The 18,327-nt window shown below is 45.4% G+C and carries 20 protein-coding genes; 10 read left to right on the forward strand and 10 right to left on the reverse strand.

What is annotated here, in order from left to right:
• Positions 1 to 247 precede the first annotated feature (247 nt).
• The 3 genes from IMZ16_RS05485 to IMZ16_RS05495 are packed head-to-tail and all read left to right on the forward strand — an operon-like array spanning position 248 to position 2,299.
• Positions 248 to 1,492 carry a peptidase U32 family protein gene (locus tag IMZ16_RS05485; protein ID WP_193439201.1) on the forward strand — a complete coding sequence of 415 codons (1,245 nt, stop codon included), beginning with the start codon at positions 248 to 250 and terminating at the stop codon, positions 1,490 to 1,492.
• Between the two features lie 7 nt (positions 1,493 to 1,499).
• On the forward strand, positions 1,500 to 1,730 hold the full coding sequence (locus IMZ16_RS05490) for a ferredoxin (protein ID WP_073177666.1): 231 nt from the start codon (positions 1,500 to 1,502) through the stop codon (positions 1,728 to 1,730).
• Positions 1,730 to 2,299: a 5-formyltetrahydrofolate cyclo-ligase gene (locus tag IMZ16_RS05495; protein WP_193439202.1), complete on the forward strand. Its 570-nt coding sequence runs from the start codon at positions 1,730 to 1,732 to the stop codon at positions 2,297 to 2,299. The genes IMZ16_RS05490 and IMZ16_RS05495 overlap by 1 nt, the downstream gene beginning before the upstream one ends.
• On the opposite strand, the gene IMZ16_RS05500 is transcribed toward IMZ16_RS05495, so the two are convergent.
• Both IMZ16_RS05500 and IMZ16_RS05505 read right to left on the reverse strand, forming a co-directional pair.
• Positions 2,254 to 2,838: a hypothetical protein gene (locus IMZ16_RS05500; protein ID WP_193439203.1), complete on the reverse strand. Its 585-nt coding sequence runs from the start codon at positions 2,836 to 2,838 to the stop codon at positions 2,254 to 2,256. The two genes, IMZ16_RS05495 and IMZ16_RS05500, sit on opposite strands and share 46 nt — an antisense overlap.
• Positions 2,819 to 3,973: a hypothetical protein gene (locus IMZ16_RS05505; RefSeq protein WP_193439204.1), complete on the reverse strand. Its 1,155-nt coding sequence runs from the start codon at positions 3,971 to 3,973 to the stop codon at positions 2,819 to 2,821. The genes IMZ16_RS05500 and IMZ16_RS05505 overlap by 20 nt, the downstream gene beginning before the upstream one ends.
• Positions 3,974 to 4,138: 165 nt before the next feature.
• Here IMZ16_RS05505 and IMZ16_RS05510 point away from each other — a divergent pair, with 165 nt between their 5' ends.
• Positions 4,139 to 4,498 (forward strand): hypothetical protein, encoded by a 360-nt coding sequence (locus tag IMZ16_RS05510; protein WP_193439205.1) that lies wholly within the window; start codon positions 4,139 to 4,141, stop codon positions 4,496 to 4,498.
• 185 nt (positions 4,499 to 4,683) lie between these two features.
• On the opposite strand, the gene IMZ16_RS05515 is transcribed toward IMZ16_RS05510, so the two are convergent.
• From IMZ16_RS05515 to rpsL, 8 genes are all read right to left on the reverse strand, one after another.
• On the reverse strand, positions 4,684 to 5,217 hold the full coding sequence (locus tag IMZ16_RS05515) for a GLPGLI family protein (protein ID WP_193439206.1): 534 nt from the start codon (positions 5,215 to 5,217) through the stop codon (positions 4,684 to 4,686).
• Between the two features lie 50 nt (positions 5,218 to 5,267).
• A complete protein-coding gene (locus IMZ16_RS05520) occupies positions 5,268 to 5,513 on the reverse strand; it encodes a hypothetical protein (RefSeq protein WP_193439207.1) in 246 nt (81 codons plus the stop codon).
• A 120-nt stretch (positions 5,514 to 5,633) separates the two neighbouring features.
• Positions 5,634 to 6,464: a GLPGLI family protein gene (locus IMZ16_RS05525; RefSeq protein ID WP_073177676.1), complete on the reverse strand. Its 831-nt coding sequence runs from the start codon at positions 6,462 to 6,464 to the stop codon at positions 5,634 to 5,636.
• 8 nt (positions 6,465 to 6,472) lie between these two features.
• The gene (locus tag IMZ16_RS05530) at positions 6,473 to 6,682 is read right to left on the reverse strand and encodes a hypothetical protein (protein ID WP_193439208.1); all 210 of its coding nucleotides are present in this window, start codon (positions 6,680 to 6,682) and stop codon (positions 6,473 to 6,475) included.
• Positions 6,683 to 6,860: 178 nt separating this feature from the next.
• Positions 6,861 to 7,166 carry a 30S ribosomal protein S10 gene (gene rpsJ, locus IMZ16_RS05535; RefSeq protein ID WP_073177681.1) on the reverse strand — a complete coding sequence of 102 codons (306 nt, stop codon included), beginning with the start codon at positions 7,164 to 7,166 and terminating at the stop codon, positions 6,861 to 6,863.
• A gap of 99 nt (positions 7,167 to 7,265) precedes the next feature.
• Entirely contained in the window at positions 7,266 to 9,383 is a 2,118-nt protein-coding gene (gene fusA, locus IMZ16_RS05540; protein ID WP_193439209.1) for an elongation factor G, read from the reverse strand.
• 6 nt (positions 9,384 to 9,389) lie between these two features.
• Positions 9,390 to 9,866, reverse strand: a complete 477-nt coding sequence (rpsG, locus tag IMZ16_RS05545) for a 30S ribosomal protein S7 (RefSeq protein WP_073177684.1) — start codon at positions 9,864 to 9,866, stop codon at positions 9,390 to 9,392.
• 23 nt (positions 9,867 to 9,889) lie between these two features.
• Positions 9,890 to 10,300, reverse strand: coding sequence for a 30S ribosomal protein S12 (gene rpsL / locus IMZ16_RS05550; protein WP_073177686.1), 411 nt, complete (start codon positions 10,298 to 10,300; stop codon positions 9,890 to 9,892).
• Positions 10,301 to 10,585: 285 nt separating this feature from the next.
• Between rpsL and IMZ16_RS05555 the strand changes: the two genes are divergently transcribed.
• The 6 genes from IMZ16_RS05555 (at position 10,586) to aspA (ending at position 18,231) form a co-directional block, all read left to right on the forward strand.
• Positions 10,586 to 12,184, forward strand: a complete 1,599-nt coding sequence (locus IMZ16_RS05555) for a leucine-rich repeat domain-containing protein (protein ID WP_193439210.1) — start codon at positions 10,586 to 10,588, stop codon at positions 12,182 to 12,184.
• Positions 12,185 to 12,225: 41 nt separating this feature from the next.
• Positions 12,226 to 13,398: a nicotinate phosphoribosyltransferase gene (pncB, locus tag IMZ16_RS05560; RefSeq protein WP_193439211.1), complete on the forward strand. Its 1,173-nt coding sequence runs from the start codon at positions 12,226 to 12,228 to the stop codon at positions 13,396 to 13,398.
• A gap of 29 nt (positions 13,399 to 13,427) precedes the next feature.
• A complete protein-coding gene (gene rmuC / locus IMZ16_RS05565; protein WP_193439212.1) occupies positions 13,428 to 14,927 on the forward strand; it encodes a DNA recombination protein RmuC in 1,500 nt (499 codons plus the stop codon).
• Positions 14,924 to 15,694 (forward strand): TrmH family RNA methyltransferase, encoded by a 771-nt coding sequence (locus IMZ16_RS05570; RefSeq protein WP_193439213.1) that lies wholly within the window; start codon positions 14,924 to 14,926, stop codon positions 15,692 to 15,694. Before rmuC ends, IMZ16_RS05570 begins: the two co-directional genes overlap by 4 nt.
• A gap of 9 nt (positions 15,695 to 15,703) precedes the next feature.
• On the forward strand, positions 15,704 to 16,750 hold the full coding sequence (ansB, locus tag IMZ16_RS05575) for an L-asparaginase 2 (protein ID WP_193439214.1): 1,047 nt from the start codon (positions 15,704 to 15,706) through the stop codon (positions 16,748 to 16,750).
• A gap of 83 nt (positions 16,751 to 16,833) precedes the next feature.
• Positions 16,834 to 18,231: an aspartate ammonia-lyase gene (gene aspA / locus IMZ16_RS05580; RefSeq protein WP_193439215.1), complete on the forward strand. Its 1,398-nt coding sequence runs from the start codon at positions 16,834 to 16,836 to the stop codon at positions 18,229 to 18,231.
• Positions 18,232 to 18,327 lie beyond the last annotated feature (96 nt).

The following is an 18,327-nucleotide window of genomic DNA, read 5'->3' on the forward strand; positions in this document are numbered from 1 at the left end:
AACCCTGTTGAGCAAAGTAAAAAGGCACAAGTAAAAAGTAAAATATGGCTTGAATACTTTTCACGCTGAGTCTTTTGAAGCGTTTTTTTAAGATTTAAAGATTGTAAAAAATCGGTAAAGCTTTGCGTATTTGCGTGCTATTAACTTTTTGCTTAAAATCTTGTTTCTCAAATCTCGGTTCTTGGCTCTGAAATCTAAACTTCTGCAAATCCTTATCTTTGCAAAAATTTTTCAGGAATTAAAATTAATGACGAAAAGCGGAAAAATAGAACTGATGGCACCTGCAGGCGATTTTGCATCGCTTCAGGCAGCGATTGATAACGGCGCAGATTCCGTGTATTTCGGTGTGGAGCAGCTCAATATGAGGGCGCGCTCTACGGTGAATTTCACGCTGGATGACCTGCCGGAAATTTCGCGGCGCTGCGCCGAAAAAGGCGTGCGCACTTATCTCACGCTCAACACCATCATCTACGATCACGACCTTTCCATCATCAAAACCCTTCTCAATAAAGCGAAGGAAGCAAACCTGACCGCCGTGATTGCGATGGATCAGGCGGTGATTGCTTACGCCCGCCAAATCGGGATGGAGGTGCATATTTCCACGCAAATCAACATTACAAACATTGAAACGGTAAAGTTTTACGCGATGTTTGCCGATACAATGGTGATGAGCCGAGAGCTTTCAATTAGCCAAATTCGGAAAATTTGTCAGCAAATTGAAAAGGAAGATGTTCGCGGTCCTTCCGGAAATCTGGTGGAGGTGGAAATCTTCGGGCACGGTGCGCTCTGTATGGCGGTTTCCGGGAAATGCTACCTGAGTTTGCACTCGCACAATTCATCGGCAAACCGTGGTGCCTGCAAGCAGAACTGCCGCAAAAAATATACAGTGATAGACCAGGAATCCGGCTTTGAAATCGAGCTGGATAATGAGTATATGATGTCGCCGAAAGACCTTTGCACGATAGGTTTTCTCGATGAAATCGTGGATGCCGGTGTGAAAGTTCTGAAGATTGAAGGCCGCGGAAGAGCGCCGGAATATGTGGCCACCGTGGTGAAATGCTACCGCGAAGCGATAGATGCAATTGCGGACGGAAACTTTGATGCTGACAAAGTGGCAGACTGGATGCAAAGGTTGGAAACGGTTTACAACCGCGGTTTCTGGTCGGGCTATTATCTTGGTCAGGAATTGGGTGAGTGGTCTCCAAATCCTGGCTCAAATGCTACGCAGAAGAAGGTTTACATTGGGAAAGGTCGGCATTTTTATCCGAAATCGAATATTGCGGAATTCCTGATTGAGGCCTACGATTTGAGCGTGGGCGATAAGGTGCTGATTCAAGGGCCGACAACCGGCTCGCAGGAAATGGTGGTGGAAGAAATGATGGTGGATGAGAAGGGCGCTGCGGAAAAAGCGACGAAATCTGATGTGATAACTTTCAGGACGAATTTCCGCGTAAGACCGAGCGATAAGCTGTATAAGGTAGTACCGGCTTAAAAGTCTGATGGTAATCGTCACTCTTCAACGCGAAAAATGCATCGGCTGCAATTACTGTGCGGAATTTGCGCCAGAATTTTTCCGTATGTCAAAGAAAGACGGGAAATCCGTACTGCTAAAATCCACTGAAAAAAAAGGCTTTCACACACTGAAAACGCCGCTGCATCACGCTTTTGAGCCCTGTGAAAAAGCGGCAAAAGCCTGCCCGGTAAACATCATCACTGTAAAAGAAATCTGATGACAAAGACTGCGCTGCGCAAAATTTACAGAGTAAAGAGAAAGGCGCTGAGTCTGAATGAAATATCTCAATTTTCAGAAAGGATTTTTGAGAATTTTATAAATTGTTTTGATTTAAAAGATTCGCAAAAAATCCACATATTTTTATCGGTTTCAAAATTGAGGGAAGTAAAAACCGAAAGTTTTATTGACTATTGTTTTCAGCGGAATATTAGTGTTTTTGTTCCGAAAATGATAGGGGATAATTTGATTTCTGTGGAAATTTTTCCTGAAACAGAATTGGAAATCAACAGTTATGGAATTTCTGAGCCAAGAACTAATGCTGATTCCGGCGAGAAATTTTTTGATTATATCATCACACCTTTATTGTATTGCGATGAATTTGGCAACAGGGTAGGCTACGGCAAAGGCTTTTACGACAGGCTTTTTGCCCAGGTTGATGAAAATTCTTTGAAGGTGGGTGTGAATTTTTTCCCACCAGCTGAAATTATTGAAAATGCCGATAAACACGATGTTCCGCTCGATTATTTGGTGACGCCGGATGAAGTTTTTTCATTCGGAACTTTGTAGTCCAAATCTTCAAAGAAAAATTTAAATTCCTTTTTAAACTGCACTGGCTTCAGCTTCATCGTAAAGCGCGCAGTTCTCGGCAAAGTCCCTACAGCACGGCTATCCTGGTTAAAATATTCCACATCGAAAGTTGCAAAATTCACAGTGTCTTTCCCGATGATTTCCTTGTGAACATTCAGGTTGGAAACCTTCGCATTTTTCGCATTTAGGCTGTCGATTTCGCGAAAAAGTTTTTTGAAAGCAAGCGAATCTGGTTTTTCAAAATAGGTTTGCATTTGCGCAAAAATCACTGAATCTATTTCAGAATCGCCGTTCCCTGAACGGTAAAGCGCTGCCAAATCCAGCAGCTCCTGCGTTTTTTGTGAGGTAATTTGCGCCATTGCCTGTGCGCTGTCCAGCTTTGCAGCAGGGTAGGTTTTCTCGTTTTTGTTATTGCGCCAGTTTTCGTTATCGGTAATTTTATCCTCTTTTTTATTGCAGGCAAGCAGAAGACTTGCGATAATTGTGGATAAAATAAAATTATTCAGCAGGTTTTTCATCGGTTTTCAAAATTCGGAATTTAATCATATTAATTTTGCCTTTGGCATCGGTTTGTGTGCTTATCACATCCAGGTTTTCCAGCGAGGTTGTCGGCAAAGTTACTAGGCTGATGTACCGCTGTTTGTCCATTGTTTCTACGCCGTATTGCTCGCTGTCGAACACCTGGTAAATCAGCGCATTATCTGCAATCAAGCGTTCCAGCTCTTGCCTTTTTTTCTTCAAATCCTTTATAGATCGCGAATAATAGTAAAGCATTTGTGCGTAATCATTCGGCTGAAGCTCGATGGTTTCGTCTCTTGGCGCATTTTCAAGGTTTCGGTAAATTTCCTTTTCCTTGTAAAATGTCGATGAAACCACCATTTTCAGTTCCTTTGCCTTTGTGTTGTAAGTGAATTCCTGCTTTGGCTGTAGCTTTACTAATATTGGGCTTTCGTCGTTTGGCCGCAGAATTTTTACTTCTACAATGTCTGCTATCAGGCTGTTTCTATCGGCGTCGATAAATCTATAGGTGTATTTTTTACTGAAAATCTCATCCTGAAAAATTAAAATCCCAAGCAAAACTGCCGCGAGAATCGTAGAAATCCACCAAAGATGATCTTTGAATGATTTTTTATGTCTTATTTTTATCTCGCTTTGATTCTCTCTATGTTTTACAAAAGCCTGATTTTCAGTATAGTTTAATTGTAAATCAGGTTTTTCATCCGTTATTTTATATTTTTCCGCAGAACTTTTTTCGGTGGATTTACTTAAAAGTTCTTCTTCACTTTCCGCCGCCGCAATTTCCTTATCAAGCTCTTCGGAAGTAATGTCTTCATCATTTTCTTTTAGTATTTCATCAGCGAAAAGATGCTGTTTTTTGAAATCGTACCACGAAGCGTAACCCGCATAAATGCTGAGGATATTTAGTAAATCAATCCTTGGCAGCTTGCTGACCGGCGATGTTTTGAAGTAGGTGTAAAAAGATTTTTCAGAAATGCTTCCCTTGGCAATCCGGCGCAGTTCTTCCTGAAAGTAGATGATGTCTATCCCTTTCCATTTGGAAATTTCTTTATCAGAAGGGCTGTGATTTTCCAGATACTTATCCTGAATCTCCTTTTTCAGCTGTTCAAAATGCAGTAAATCTATATCGTCCAAAATTGCTTAAATATTATAAAAGACTGATTTTCAATTAAGTTAAATTGTAAATCACTTTACAAAGATATTACAATTAATTTTCTATTGGATTTTTTTTGGCTGCCCTACATTTGCCTTGTTCAAAAGTGAACGAAAGAAAAAATTTAACCCTTTAATATTTTCATTATGAAAAAATCATTGTTCGTAGCGGCTGTTGCTGCTCTTTCGCTTGCTGCTTGCAAGAAAACTGAAACTGTAGAAACCAACAATGCTGCTGAGACTGACGCTGTTCTGGCTTCTGACTCTGCTCAAGCTGCTGCTGAGGACGCTGCCGCTACAGTAGACTCTGCTGCTCGCGTAGTTTCTGACGCTGCTAAGGATGCTGCTGCTGCAACAACTCAGGCTGGTGTAGATGCTGCCAAAGAAAAAGCAAACGCTGCCGGCGATGCTGCTCAGGCTGCTGCTGACAAATCTGCTGATGCCGCTGCTGAAGCTAACAAAGCTGTGAAGGACGCTGTTGGAAACGCTGCAACTACTGTAAAATAATTACAGTAAGGTTTTGAAAAAGAGTCCGGTATAAATCGGACTCTTTTTCTTTGAGTGTTGCTCGCCAGTTTGTAAAACATAATGTTTCTCAGAATCTACAGCTGTAATCCTTCCAAAACAAAAAATCCGGCCATCTTCACAGCGGTTATTGATTTATTAAGAAACAGGATGTATTTTCAAAATTTTTATTTCGAAGGATAGTTGATGAGCTTGTCCCGCTCTATAGGGTTGTAATACTTCTTTATAGTCTCTTGATAGCTTCTCCTCCTTGCGTCAAGTTGGCTCGTGGAAGTTATTTCCTCGCTACCAATCCTTATCGATTTTCCTTCTCTAAGGGATTTTGCCAAGCGATTAAAAGGGTCGTTATACTCATCGAGCATAAGCTTCTCATACTTTTTCCAATTGATAGCTATCGGATTATCGCCATAGAAAGTCTCCAGAAAGTTAGAAGTATCCGCCGTTTCCCGAAGCTGAGTGTTGCTCACAAGTTTATAAACATAATGTTTCTCAGAATCTTCCACTTCAAATATCAGCCCCGGTAAGCCGCAGAATTTATAAGGCCCCTCCGAAATTGGAACATCTGGGCTGAACCAGGCCACCCAATGCCTTCCGCGAAAATCTGCAGAAGCTTTCTGCAGGGTGTATCCATCCAGTTCCCTCAGTTCGTCGCTAAGCTTCCATTCAATGGGATCATCGCTGGCAATAGAAAAATAATTCAAATCGCTGTTCGCAAAATAGCTGATGTGCTGGTGCGAATTTCTTTTGCGCTTCAGAACTGCTGAGAAAAGGAAGTCGTTCGAATCTCTTTGTCAGGATTCTTCTTGTTGGCAGAATCAATTTCTATAAATCTGTAGTCGTAGAATTTCACTTCATCCGGATTTACATCCAGTACCATTTTAAAATCCCTCGTGGCTCCGCCAGCTTGCCGTGAAAGATTATAGATAAAGCGGTTCGTTTGCGCAGAAATATCGCAAACCAACAAGTAAATAAATAAAAGTGATAAGTGAAATCGCATAAGTTTTAATTGATAAATGCTTCAAAATTAAAACTAAAACTATGCAAATATAATATGACAAAAATCATATTTTAAATAAATTTAAAATCATACATATAATCCCACCCACTTTGGAGGAAATTATTCTAATTCTAAAGGTAAATATAAGCGCTTCTTATTTTGTAGTGAAATTTCTTTTCCGTATTGGTCATATGCTTTACCGCTCATAAAAATACCTGGATTCTCGAAATAGTTTTGTTGCATCTTACGAAAATTCTCTCTTGTTACCGGGACAATATTTTCTTCATTTCTCCAATAAATATTCATCTTCTTTTTTTCAATTGCTACAGCGGTAAAATCATAAGTGCCAACTTCATCTGTAATTTGTAGAATAAGACCAGGCAAACCCTGAAAAATATAAGGCCCATCGCTTTTTGGAATTTCTTCGGTATACCAAGCATTATATTTTCGACCTCTAAAATCCGTTGATGCTGATTTGCATTTATAACCCAACAATGTTTTTTCCGAGTTGCCCAATATCCATTTTATTTTCGGAATTGGTTCTGAATATTGATAGGTATTCTTAAATAGTCTTTCCTGATAAAGAATAGAATTTGAAAGATAATCTTTTAAAACACTTTTCTTATATGCAACATTAAATTGGCCTAATTCGTTTAATTCCTTTGCGCCTACAGACTCTAATTTACTATGTGCCTGTATTAAAGAATCTCTGCCAATGGTGTTTACATCTAAAAATTTAGAGTAATTATACCCACTTTGCAATAAGGTTTTTGCAATAGAACTTTTTCCTTTGCCGTCAGAAAAAGTAATTTCATATAAGACTACAAAATCTGACTTTTCTTTTATATCACTTCGGAATTTTGGCGCAGTAAATCTTTGAATCATAGAAAATTCCTGTCCAGAGAAAATGGAAAATTGACAGAATAAAAATAAAAAAAGAAAGTTTTTCATTTAAATATTCAATAAGGAAGATCAAAACCGTATCCTTCTCCACATTGGGCATCACATCCAGTTGTAACACTCACCCAATCATGAATTATTGGCTTCCAAACAGCTAGAGAACAAGATAAGTTAATGTTTTGAGTTTTGATGGGAGAAATTATTTTCTCAGTTTTAGCGCTCAATAATCCTGCGAAGCTAAATGCTACGGATAAAAACAGTTTCTTCATACCAAATATTTTTAATTAGTGCTTCAAAACTAAAACTAAAACTATGCAAATCTAATAAGACAAAACTCATATTTCATATTAAATTTGTAATCATTCCAAACAAAAAATCCCGCCATTTTCACAGCGGGAATTATTCATACAAACTTTCGGCATCAGGTCAGATGCCTTCAGCTAGTTATCACACTTTAATTTCTACATCAACACCGGAAGGAAGTTCCAGTTTCATTAATGCATCAACCGTTTTAGAAGAAGAAGAGTAGATGTCCATCAGCCTCTTGTGAGAAGAAAGTTGGAACTGCTCCCTTGCCTTCTTGTTCACGTGCGGCGAACGAAGCACCGTGAAGATTCTCTTGTTGGTAGGGAGCGGAATCGGCCCGTTCACTACAGCTCCGGTAGATTTTACCGTCTTTACGATTTTCTCGGCAGATTTATCCACCAAGTTATAATCGTAGGATTTTAATTTTATTCTGATTCGTTGTGCCATATTTTGCTTTTTGCTTTATGCAGTAAGCAGTAAGCTTTCTGCGAAAATTAAAACCTCAGGCAACTGGCGTAAAGCCTACTGCCTAAAGCTTATTGCGTTTTACCCTTTCGCCTTTGCAATTACTTCTTCGGCGATGTTCTGCGGTGCAGCCTCGTATTTCTCAAATTCCATCGTGGATGTTGCACGGCCGGAAGAAAGCGTTCTCAGCGCCGTTACATACCCGAACATTTCGGAAAGCGGCACAAATGCCTTAATAACTTTCGCGTTGTTCCTGTCATCCATACCGTTCACGGTGCCCCTCCTTCTGTTCAGGTCGCCCACAATGTCACCCATATATTCCTCTGGCGTTACCACCTCCAGTTTCATAATCGGCTCCATAATTACCGCTTTAGCAGCCTTTCCGGATTCCTTGAAACCAAGTTTTGCAGCAAGCTCGAAAGAAAGCTGGTCAGAGTCCACCGCGTGGAAAGAACCATCCTTCAGCGTTACCTTCATAGAGTCAACTTCGAAACCTGCCAAAGGCCCATTCTTCATCGCTTCCTTGAAACCTTTCTCTACGGAAGGGATGAATTCCTTCGGAATGTTACCACCCTTGATCTCATTCACGAATTCAAGGCCGCTTTTACCCTCATCGGCAGGCCCGATTTCGAACACGATGTCCGCAAATTTACCACGGCCGCCGGATTGTTTTTTATAAACCTCTCTGTGGTTTGCGTTTTTGGTAAGCGCTTCTTTGTACTCCACCTGAGGCTCGCCCTGGTTTACTTCTACCTTAAACTCGCGGCGCATTCTGTCTACAATAATGTCAAGGTGAAGCTCACCCATACCAGAAATAATCGTCTGTCCGGAAGCCTCGTCAGTTTTAACTTGGAAGGTTGGGTCTTCCTCGGCAAGCTTCGCTAGGGCGTTACCCATTTTATCCTGGTCTGCCTTGGTCTTCGGCTCCACTGCGATACCGATTACTGGATCCGGGAATACCATAGATTCTAGCACGATAGGGTTTTTCTCGTCGCAAAGTGTATCTCCAGTTTTGATGTCTTTAAAACCTACCGCAGCGCCGATGTCTCCAGCCTCGATGTACTCTATTGGCTCCTGCTTATTGGCGTGCATCTGGAATATACGGGAAATCCTCTCGCGGCTGTCCGACCTTGTGTTTAGCACATAAGAACCGGCATCCAATCGTCCGGAATAAGCGCGGAAAAATGCAAGGCGACCTACGAACGGGTCTGTAGCAATTTTAAATGCAAGCGCCGCAAATGGCTCACTTACGGATGGCTTTCTGCTTACCGGCTCGTCAGTTTTTGGATCGGTACCGTCTATCGCCTCCTTGTCCATTGGGGACGGAAGGTAGCGGCAAACTGCATCCAGCATAAACTGCACACCCTTATTCTTGAAAGAAGAACCGCAGGTCATCGGGATGATGCTCATATCCAGCGTAGCCGCTCTTAGTGCCGTATGGATTTCCTCTTCTGTGATGGATTCTTCATCCTCCATATATTTTTCTAGAAGATTCTCGTCATAGGCAGCAATTTCTTCGATAAGTTTTCCTCTGTATTCTTTTACATCGGCTTCCATCTCTGCAGGGATGTCCACAACATCAAAGGTAGAGCCGTGGTTTTCATCGTGCCAAATGATGGCGCGGTTTTTCACAAGGTCTACCACTCCTTTGAAATCTGCTTCATCTCCGATAGGCAGTACAATTGGTACCGCGTTAGAGCCAAGCATTTCCCTTACCTGATTACATACTGCGAGGAAGTCAGCTCCCTGGCGGTCCATTTTATTTACAAAGCCCATTCTCGGCACTTTGTAATTATCTGCAAGGCGCCAGTTGGTTTCAGATTGTGGCTCTACGCCATCTACCGCCGAAAACAAAAACACCAGGCCATCCAGAACGCGAAGTGAACGGTTTACCTCCACGGTAAAATCCACGTGCCCTGGTGTATCGATGATGTTGAAGTGGTATTCTTTCGCTTCAGGAACCGGCTTGCCCTGCTCTGTCGGGAATGTCCAGTTTACTGTTACGGCTGCAGAAGTAATCGTGATACCTCTCTCCGCCTCCTGCTCCATCCAGTCGGTGGTGGCAGAACCTTCGTGGGTTTCGCCCAGCTTATGGTTTTTCCCGGAGTAGAAAAGGATACGCTCCGTGGTAGTGGTCTTTCCCGCGTCGATGTGGGCGGCAATACCGATATTTCTTGTAAGTGTAAGATCTCTTGCCATTTCAGGTTAGAATTTAAAGTGTGAGAATGCTTTATTAGCTTCCGCCATTTTGTGCGTATCGGTTTTCTTTTTAAAGGCCGCACCCTCTTCGCGGGACGCTGCCAAGATCTCTGCCGCAAGCTTTTGCGCCATAGACTTATCGTTTCTTGCCTTGGAATATTTGATGAGCCACTTCATCGCCATAGAAATTTTCCTGTCGGCACGAATTGGCATCGGGATCTGGAAGTTCGCTCCACCTACCCTTCTTGAGCGCACCTCTACATGCGGCATCACATTAGTGAGGGCATCTTTCCAGATTTCAAGGGCGTCTTTTTCAGTTTCGCCTTTTTTCTTTTCTACAATATCGAGTGAATCGTAAAAAATCCTGAATGCGATGGACTTCTTGCCGTCCAGCATCAGGTTGTTCACAAATCTTGTCACCAGCTGATCATTAAATTTCGGATCCGGCAGCAACGGTCTTTTTTTCGCTTTCGTCTTTCTCATTGTACTTTTACCTTATTTAATGATTACTTTTTCTTTCCTTTAGCATCTGCCGGTGCCTGCCCCGGTTTAGGGCGTTTCGCGCCGTACTTCGATCTGCGCTGCGTTCTTCCGTTCACGCCCGCGGTATCCAGCGCACCGCGCACGATGTGGTATCTCACTCCCGGTAGGTCTTTCACCCTTCCGCCTCTTACCAATACTATCGAGTGCTCTTGAAGATTGTGTCCTTCGCCCGGGATATAAGCGTTGACCTCCTTACCGTTAGAAAGCCTTACCCTCGCCACTTTCCTAAGGGCAGAGTTCGGTTTCTTCGGCGTGGTAGTGTACACACGGGTGCATACACCGCGTCTTTGCGGACAGGAATCAAGGGCAGCCGATTTGCTCTTCTTGGCAAGCGTGGCTCTTCCTTTTCTTACTAACTGTTGAATAGTAGGCATCTAAATGCTTTATTTTTAGGCTGCAAAAATAAGGATAAATTCCGAAACCGCAAGCAGTTACAAATAATTAGCTCGCAGGAATAAAAAAATCTTAGAAAAAACGGAGCATCCCGGGGTTTCGCCCCACTTTTGCTTCGGTCTTCTCCCAGTCTGCCTTTCAAAGAGCAGCATTTTTCCGAACGGGACCGGAACAAAACTGGACTGAATCTCGAAGATATCTGCAAATTAAAAAAATCTCCTCTGCAAATTTTTGCGGAAAAATCTACCTTTGCCAAAACTACTCTCTTGAAAAAATTTTTACTCTTTCTGCTGATTTCTGTATGCTGCAGCGCACAAAGCGTTCTGCCGGAGGAAAAGGCGGCACTTATCAGGCTATACAACGATGCCGGCGGCGAGGGATGGGCAATCCCCTGGGATACGGATGCGGAGCCGGATGAGTGGTACGGCATCACCACGGAAGACGGGCATGTGACGGAGATAAAGCTCAACTCCAACAACCTGAAAGGCAGGCTACCATCACTTGCAGCATTAACGAAGCTGAAAACCCTCTACCTGAATGCCAACAACCTCGGCGGGGATCTGCCGCAGCTGCCTCCGACGCTGAGGGCGCTGGACATCCGCGAGAATGCTTTTACCGGAGATATTTCCCTGGTCGCCGGCTCGCTTACCAACCTTACGGAGCTGAACTTAGGAGGAAACGCGCTCTCTGCCAGCAGTTTTTCATTTCTGCAAAATTCTCCCCTGATGGCTTCACTCGATCTCTCCGGATTCGGGCTAAAGGAAATTCCTGAGCCACTAGGCCGCCTCTCTTCCCTGGAAATTCTTAATCTCTCGGGCAATGAGATCCGGGATTTTTCAGCTTTGGCTAAGCTGAGCTCCCTGAAAGAATTAGATCTTTCCGGAAATCAGCTGGCAAAAGTTCCTAACGAGGCTTCTGCCCTGAAATCTCTGGAAATTCTGAATCTTTCCCAAAATAAAATCACGGACTTCTCTGCGCTGCGTTCGCTCTCTGGTCTGCAATGGCTTTCCTTTGCAGAAAATGAATTGAAAGCAGCGCCTGTAGAGCTCGGGGTGCTGAAAGATCTGGCGCACCTGGATATGAGCGGGAATCGTTTGGAAAATTTTCAAATCCTCGGCCGCCTGAAAAATCTGCAGCTCCTGAACCTCGACCGGAATGAACTTAGCGCCATACCTGCTGAAGTGGCAGAGCTCCCGAGGCTGCAGTATCTCTCGCTGATCGGGAACCAACTCAGCGGGGAAATTCCGCAAAATCTTCCGGATATCGTGCAGCTGCAGAACAACCGCTACAGCCTTAATGAGATTAAAAACTTCCATTCCGCCAGGCGTTCGTTTACCGATATAGCCTACTCTCCGCAGAGGTATGACGAAACAGAAACGGTAGCCGGCAGAGAGGGTGGGGAAGCCACGCTGAAACAGAGCCTGCCCACGGATGTCTACAAAATCTCCTGGCTGAAAAACCTGGATGAGTACACAGGCGTGAGCACCAAAAACTTTCAGTTCAGCTCCATTAAAAAAACCGATTTTGCAGACTATACTGCGGAGGCGTATTACCTGGAGACTTCCGGCGGGGGGTATTTCGAGCTCTCCCTCTTCCGCGAGCCCGTGACACTTGCCGACGGCGCGCTGGGCACGGAGGAAGCTGATGCAAGCTTTGCCGTTTATCCCAACCCGGCGAGCGATTACCTCCACATCCGCTGCGGCGGCGAAAGGCTGGAATCTGCGGTAATTTTTGACCAGAGCGGCAGAGCAATCATCAAAACAGACAGCATTACCGTCTCTGTAGCCGCCCTGCCGGCGGGGGTTTATACCATATTAATTAAAACCGAAGGAACCGTCCGGAGTTTTAAATTTATAAAAAAATAAGCTGTGGCGGGGCCTGATTTTAAACCTATCCTTTTAAATATATGTCAAGCATTCCTCTGAATTCGATACTTGATAACGATTTTTACAAAATTACGATGCAGTGCGCCGTGGTGCAGATGTTCCCGAGCGAGCGGGTGAAGTATTCCTTTATCAACCGCGGGCGCCACAGCTTCCCGGATGGCTTCGCCGATGAGCTCCGCAAGATCGTGGAGGCTATGGCGGGGCTGGGCCTCACCCGCGAGGAGAAGGCGTGGCTGCAGCGCACCTGCCCGTACATCAAGCTGCCGTACATCGACTTTCTGGAGGGCTACCGATACGACCCGGATGAGGTGAAAATCACGCAGAACGGGGCAGAGCTGGAGGTATCCGTAGAGGGCCTGTGGTACCGCACCATCCTGTGGGAGGTACCGCTGCTTTCGCTTATTTCGGAGCTGCATTATGAGATGAACCACCTGGAGAGGGACTCCAATGAATCCGTGGTGCAGACAACCCTGAGGAAAGCCGAAAAGCTGAACGAGCTCGGGGTGTCCTTCGCGGAATTTGGCACGCGGCGCAGGCACTCCTACAAGGTGCACGACTTGGTGGTGGATTCCCTCATCAAAAGCCATAATTCTAAATTCATCGGCAGCTCCAATGTGCACCTGGCGATGAAGTACGGCATAAAGCCCATAGGCACCCACGCGCACGAGTGGTTTATGTTTCACGCGGCGCAGTTCGGCTTTAAAATGGCAAACGCCCTCTCGCTGGAGCATTGGGTAGATGTGTACCGCGGCGATCTGGGCGTGGCACTCTCGGACACCTATACCACGGATGTTTTCTTCCGGCAGTTCGACAAGAAGTTTGCGAAACTTTTCGACGGCGTTCGGCACGACAGCGGAGATCCACTGGAATTTGCGGACAAAACCATCGCACACTATGAGAAGCTCGGCATCAATCCTTTGTACAAATACATCATTTTTTCAGACGGGCTGAATCTGGAAAAGGTGGAGGAAATCACCAATTACTGCAGTGGGAAAATCGGGATCTCTTTCGGCATCGGCACCAACCTCACCAATGATGTGGGCCTGAAGCCGATGAACATTGTAATGAAGCTCACCGGCGTGATGGCGCAAAACGGCGACTGGATACCGACTGTAAAACTGAGTGACGAGAAAGGCAAATATACCGGAGACCCGAAAATGATAGAGCTAGCAAAAGAGTTTCTGAGAATCTGAAATTGAAGCCTTTTTCCTATTTTTGAAATATGGAAATTTTGTATATCGCTTTGGCGTTTTTGGTGGGTGCGGTTTTGGCGTATTTCATCGGGAAATCTCAGTCGGTTTCAAGGAAGGTGCACGAGGAACTGAATGCGAATTTTATTAAAAGTCAGTCGGATTTTGATAATTCCTGCAAGAAAAATGATGAACTGAGCCAACTGATTGATAATGAGCGGAAAACAAACCGCGAACAGACCGAAATTCTTTCCCAGCTGAAGGATGATTTCGCCCGAATTTCCGCGGAGCATTCCTCTTTAAACTCTCAACTTTCTGAGCAGAAAAATCTTAACACAAAACAGAGCGAGGAAATTGCCTCTCTGCAAAAAAGCGGGCAGGATTATCACGCGAAAAACTCTGAGCTGGAGGCCATTAACAAAAATCTGGAACGCAGCCTTGCCGAGCAAAAAGAGGAGCTGAAGAAAATCCACGAGGCGGCGAAAAATGAGTTTAAAAACCTTGCAAACGAAATCCTTGAGGAGAAAACGAAACGCTTCACAGAAAGCAATAAGCAAAACCTGGATACACTGCTGAAGCCGCTTGGCGAGAATATCGAGAATTTTAAAAAGCAGGTGGATGAGGTTTACAAAAATGAATCGCGCGAAAGATTCTCGCTGAACAACACCATCAAGCTGATGATGGAGCAGACGAACAAAGTGTCTCAGGAAGCGAACAACCTGGCCGCCGCGCTGAAAGGCCAAACGAAAACGCAGGGTGACTGGGGCGAAATGATTCTGGAGCGAATTCTGGAAGATTCCGGGCTGACAAAGGGCAGGGAATATTTCGCGCAGCACACCATTACGAATGAGGACGGCGAAACGCAGCGCCCGGATTTCATCCTGAAACTTCCAGGCGAGCAAATCGTAGTCATCGATTCCAAAGTCTCGCTGAACGCTTATGACCGAATGTGTTCCGCGGAAAATGAGGAACAGCGGCTGCAAAACCTGGCGCTGCATACCGCTGCGGTGAAAAGGCACATCGATACGCTGGCCACAAAGCGCTACGACAACATGAAGCAATCGCTGGATTTCACTATAATGTTCATCCCGATTGAACCGGCGTTTCTTTCGGCGGTGCAGCACGACACGAACCTTTGGAACTATGCCTACCAAAAGCATATCATCATGCTGAGCCCTACGAATTTAATTGCATATCTCAAGCTGATTTCCGATGTGTGGAAACGCTCTGACCAGAAGGATAATGCCGAAGAAATTGCGAGAGTTGCCGGCGCAATGTACGATAAATTCGAAGGTTTCGTGCAGGATTTGCTGAAAATCGGGCGAAAGCTGGACGAGACGAAAACCGATTACGAAACGGCGATGAAGAAACTTTCCACCGGAAGAGGCAACCTCGTGACTTCTGCACAAAGAGTAAAATCGCTGGGTGCATCAGCGAAAAAGAATTTGCCGGAAGCCATTGTGGAAAGGGCTACTCTGGAATTACCGGAAAATGGGGACAATTTATTCCCTGAAAAAAGCGGCGAAGAATGACGATTGAAAGTCTTCAGAATGAGAAGGTGAAGCATTTGGTGCGGCTTTCTTCGGACAATCGTTTTCGGAAGAAGTCGCGAACTTTCGTGGTAGAGGGCAGGCAGGAAAACGAGCGCGCTTTGCGGTTTGATTTTCAGCCTATAGAGTTTTTCATTTGCGAAAAAATTTTTGATGGAAAAATTCCGGAAGGAAAAATAAATTTCGTTTCCGAAAAGGTTTACGAGAAAATAGCTTACCGAGGAAGCTCGGAAGGCATCATTGGAATTTACAATGAAAAAGAAAATCTACTGGAAGATTTTCAGCCGGAAGAAAACTCAGCCATCATCATTGTAGAAGGCGCGGAAAAACCTGGAAACCTGGGTGCTATTCTCAGAAGTTGTGAAGCTTTTGGAATAGATGCATTAATTGTAACTGATACAAAATCGGATTTTTACAATCCAAATGTGATTCGTTCAAGCGTTGGCTGTTTGTTTGGGATGAATTTTTTCTCGGCGGAAAATTCTGCGGTTTTTGAATTTTTGAACCAAAACAATTTCAACATTTTCTCAACCTATATGGATGAAGCGGCGCAAGAAATTCAGCGGAAAAATCTCACGAAAAAATCAGCGGTGATTTTCGGAACCGAGCATTCCGGAATTTCGGATTTCTGGAAAGGCAAGGCTGAGAATGTTTTAATACCTATGGCAGGAACTATCGATTCTTTAAACCTAAGCAACGCCGTAGCAATTACGAATTATGAAATTTTACGGCAAAAAATTGCGAAATAAACATCCTTAATGAAAAAACTTATTTTTTGCATCATCACAGCGGTGTTTTCCGTCCTTGTTTTCGGGCAGAAACCGAAAATCCGCATCCTCGCCACGGGGGGCACCATCGCCGGGGTGAGCCAATCGGCTACGGAGACCAGCTACAAGGCCGGTGAGCTCGGCATCTACACCCTCCTCCAGGCGGTGCCGGAGCTAAAAAATATTGCTGATGTCAGCGGTGAACAAATCGCGAACATCGGCTCTCAGGATATGAATGATGAGGTTTGGCTAAGCCTCGCGAAACGCTGCAACGAACTCCTCAACACAGAGGGCTACGATGGCGTTGTGATCACCCACGGCACCGACACTATGGAGGAGACTGCCTACTTCCTGAACCTGACCGTGCACAGCAAAAAACCGGTGGTGATGGTAGGCGCAATGAGGCCTTCCACAGCGATGAGCGCAGACGGCCCGAGGAACCTCTACAATGCCGTAAGCGTGGCAGGGAACGGAGCCTCGCAGGGGCGCGGAGTTTTAGTGGTAATGAACGACCTGGTGCTGGATGCCAAGGATGTGATAAAAACAAGCACCGTGGCGGTAGAGACCTTTCAGGGGGCGAATTTCGGGCCGCTGGCACACATCCGCAACGGCATCCCGTACTATGGCAGAAATGTGGAGAACAGGCACACCTGGCAGTCGGAATTTAATGTGGAAAATTTAAAAAAACTCCCGAGGGTTGGCATCGTTTACGGCTATTCCAACGCTTCCGAGCTGCCAATGAGGGCGTTCATCGGCGCAAAATTCGACGGGATTGTGCTTGCGGGGGTGGGCAACGGGAATCTTTACCGCACCAACTTTGAACTCGCCGCGGAAGCACAGCAGAAGGGCATACAGATTGTGCGCTCTTCCCGCGTACCTACCGGCGCAACGACGCTTGACGCCGAGGTGGACGATGCCAAATACCACTTCGTGGCTGCGCAAAACCTCAACCCGCAGAAAGCGCGGGTGCTGCTAATGCTCGCCCTTACCAGAACCAAAGACTGGCAGGCGATCCAAAGGTATTTTAATGAATACTAATGCATTGCTTACCTGCCGGGCTCTCCTACCGAAATTCCTATGGAAAAATGGAATATCTTTGCTAAACTAAATCATAAAGCATAATGGATAGTTTCAGAATAGAATCTGACCTTCTGGGTGAATTGAAAGTCCCTTCCAGCGCGTACTACGGCGTACAGACGCAGCGCGCCCTAGAAAATTTCCGTATTTCCGGGACCAAGATGGGCGACTATAAAGACTTCGTGAACGCCATAGCCTTTGTAAAACTTGCCGCAGCAAAAACCAATAACGAGCTGGGGCTCCTAAGCGACGAGCTCACAGGGGCAATCTCCGCGGCTTGCGAAGAAATCATCAGCGGTAAGATGCACGACCAGTTCCCTGTGGATATGATACAGGGCGGCGCGGGAACTTCTGTAAATATGAATGCCAACGAGGTAATCGCCAACCGCGCGCTGGAGATCCTTGGCCACAGCAAAGGTGAGTACCAGTACTGCTCCCCCAACGATCATGTGAACCTATCGCAATCTACCAACGATGCCTACCCTACCACCTTCCGCCTGGCAATGCTCAATATGAACAAAGAGCTGGTAAAGCATCTCGACCTGCTGATACAGGCATTCCGCGCAAAAGGCAAGGAGTTTTCAGATGTGATAAAGATGGGGCGCACCCAGCTGCAGGATGCCGTGCCGATGACTCTGGGGCAGGAGTTTGAAGCATTTGCTGCTACGCTTGAAGAAGAAATCATGCGCCTAAACAACAATGCCCACCTCTTCCTGGAAATCAATATGGGCGGTACCGCCATAGGCACCGGGCTGAATGCGCACCCGAGATATGCGCGCCAATGCGCCGAGAATTTAGCAAAAATCACGGGTTGGGAGTTTTTCTCCGCGCCGAACCTGGTGGAAGCCACGCCGGATACGGGCGCTTATGTCATCTACTCCTCCGCGCTGAAGAGGCTCGCAGTAAAACTCTCGAAAATTTGTAACGACCTGAGGCTTCTCTCCTCCGGGCCGCGCGCCGGGCTGAATGAAATTAATCTGCCGCCGATGCAGCCGGGATCCTCCATTATGCCCGGTAAGGTAAATCCCGTGATTCCGGAAGTCGTGAACCAAGTTTGCTTTAAGGTGATTGGGAATGATCTCACCGTCACTTTTGCCTCAGAAGCGGGCCAGCTTCAGCTGAATGTGATGGAACCCGTGATGTGCCAGGCAATCGTGGAAAATATCACTTTCTTGACCCGCGCAATGGACACTTTGAAGGAAAAATGCATAGACGGCATCACCGCCAACCGGGAGGTCTGCTATAATATGGTGAAAAATAGCATCGGCATCGTGACGGCGCTCAATCCGCATATCGGCTACAAAAACAGCACGAAAATCGCTAAAGAAGCATTGGAAACAGGGGCTTCCGTGTACGACCTCGTGCTGAAGTATGACCTGATTCCTCAGGCAAAACTCGATGAAATTCTTGACCCGGCTAATATGCTGGTGCCGCATGTGTAATCACAGGAGGCTCGTTTTTTTTTACCAATCCCTGCCGAACGGCTGGGATTTTTATTTAAAAAAGCACGGAGCAAGTTCCTTTACAAGTGCCGTTTT

The organism is Cruoricaptor ignavus (genome assembly GCF_014961145.1).
In the GTDB taxonomy this organism is placed as follows: Bacteria; Bacteroidota; Bacteroidia; order Flavobacteriales; family Weeksellaceae; genus Cruoricaptor; species Cruoricaptor ignavus.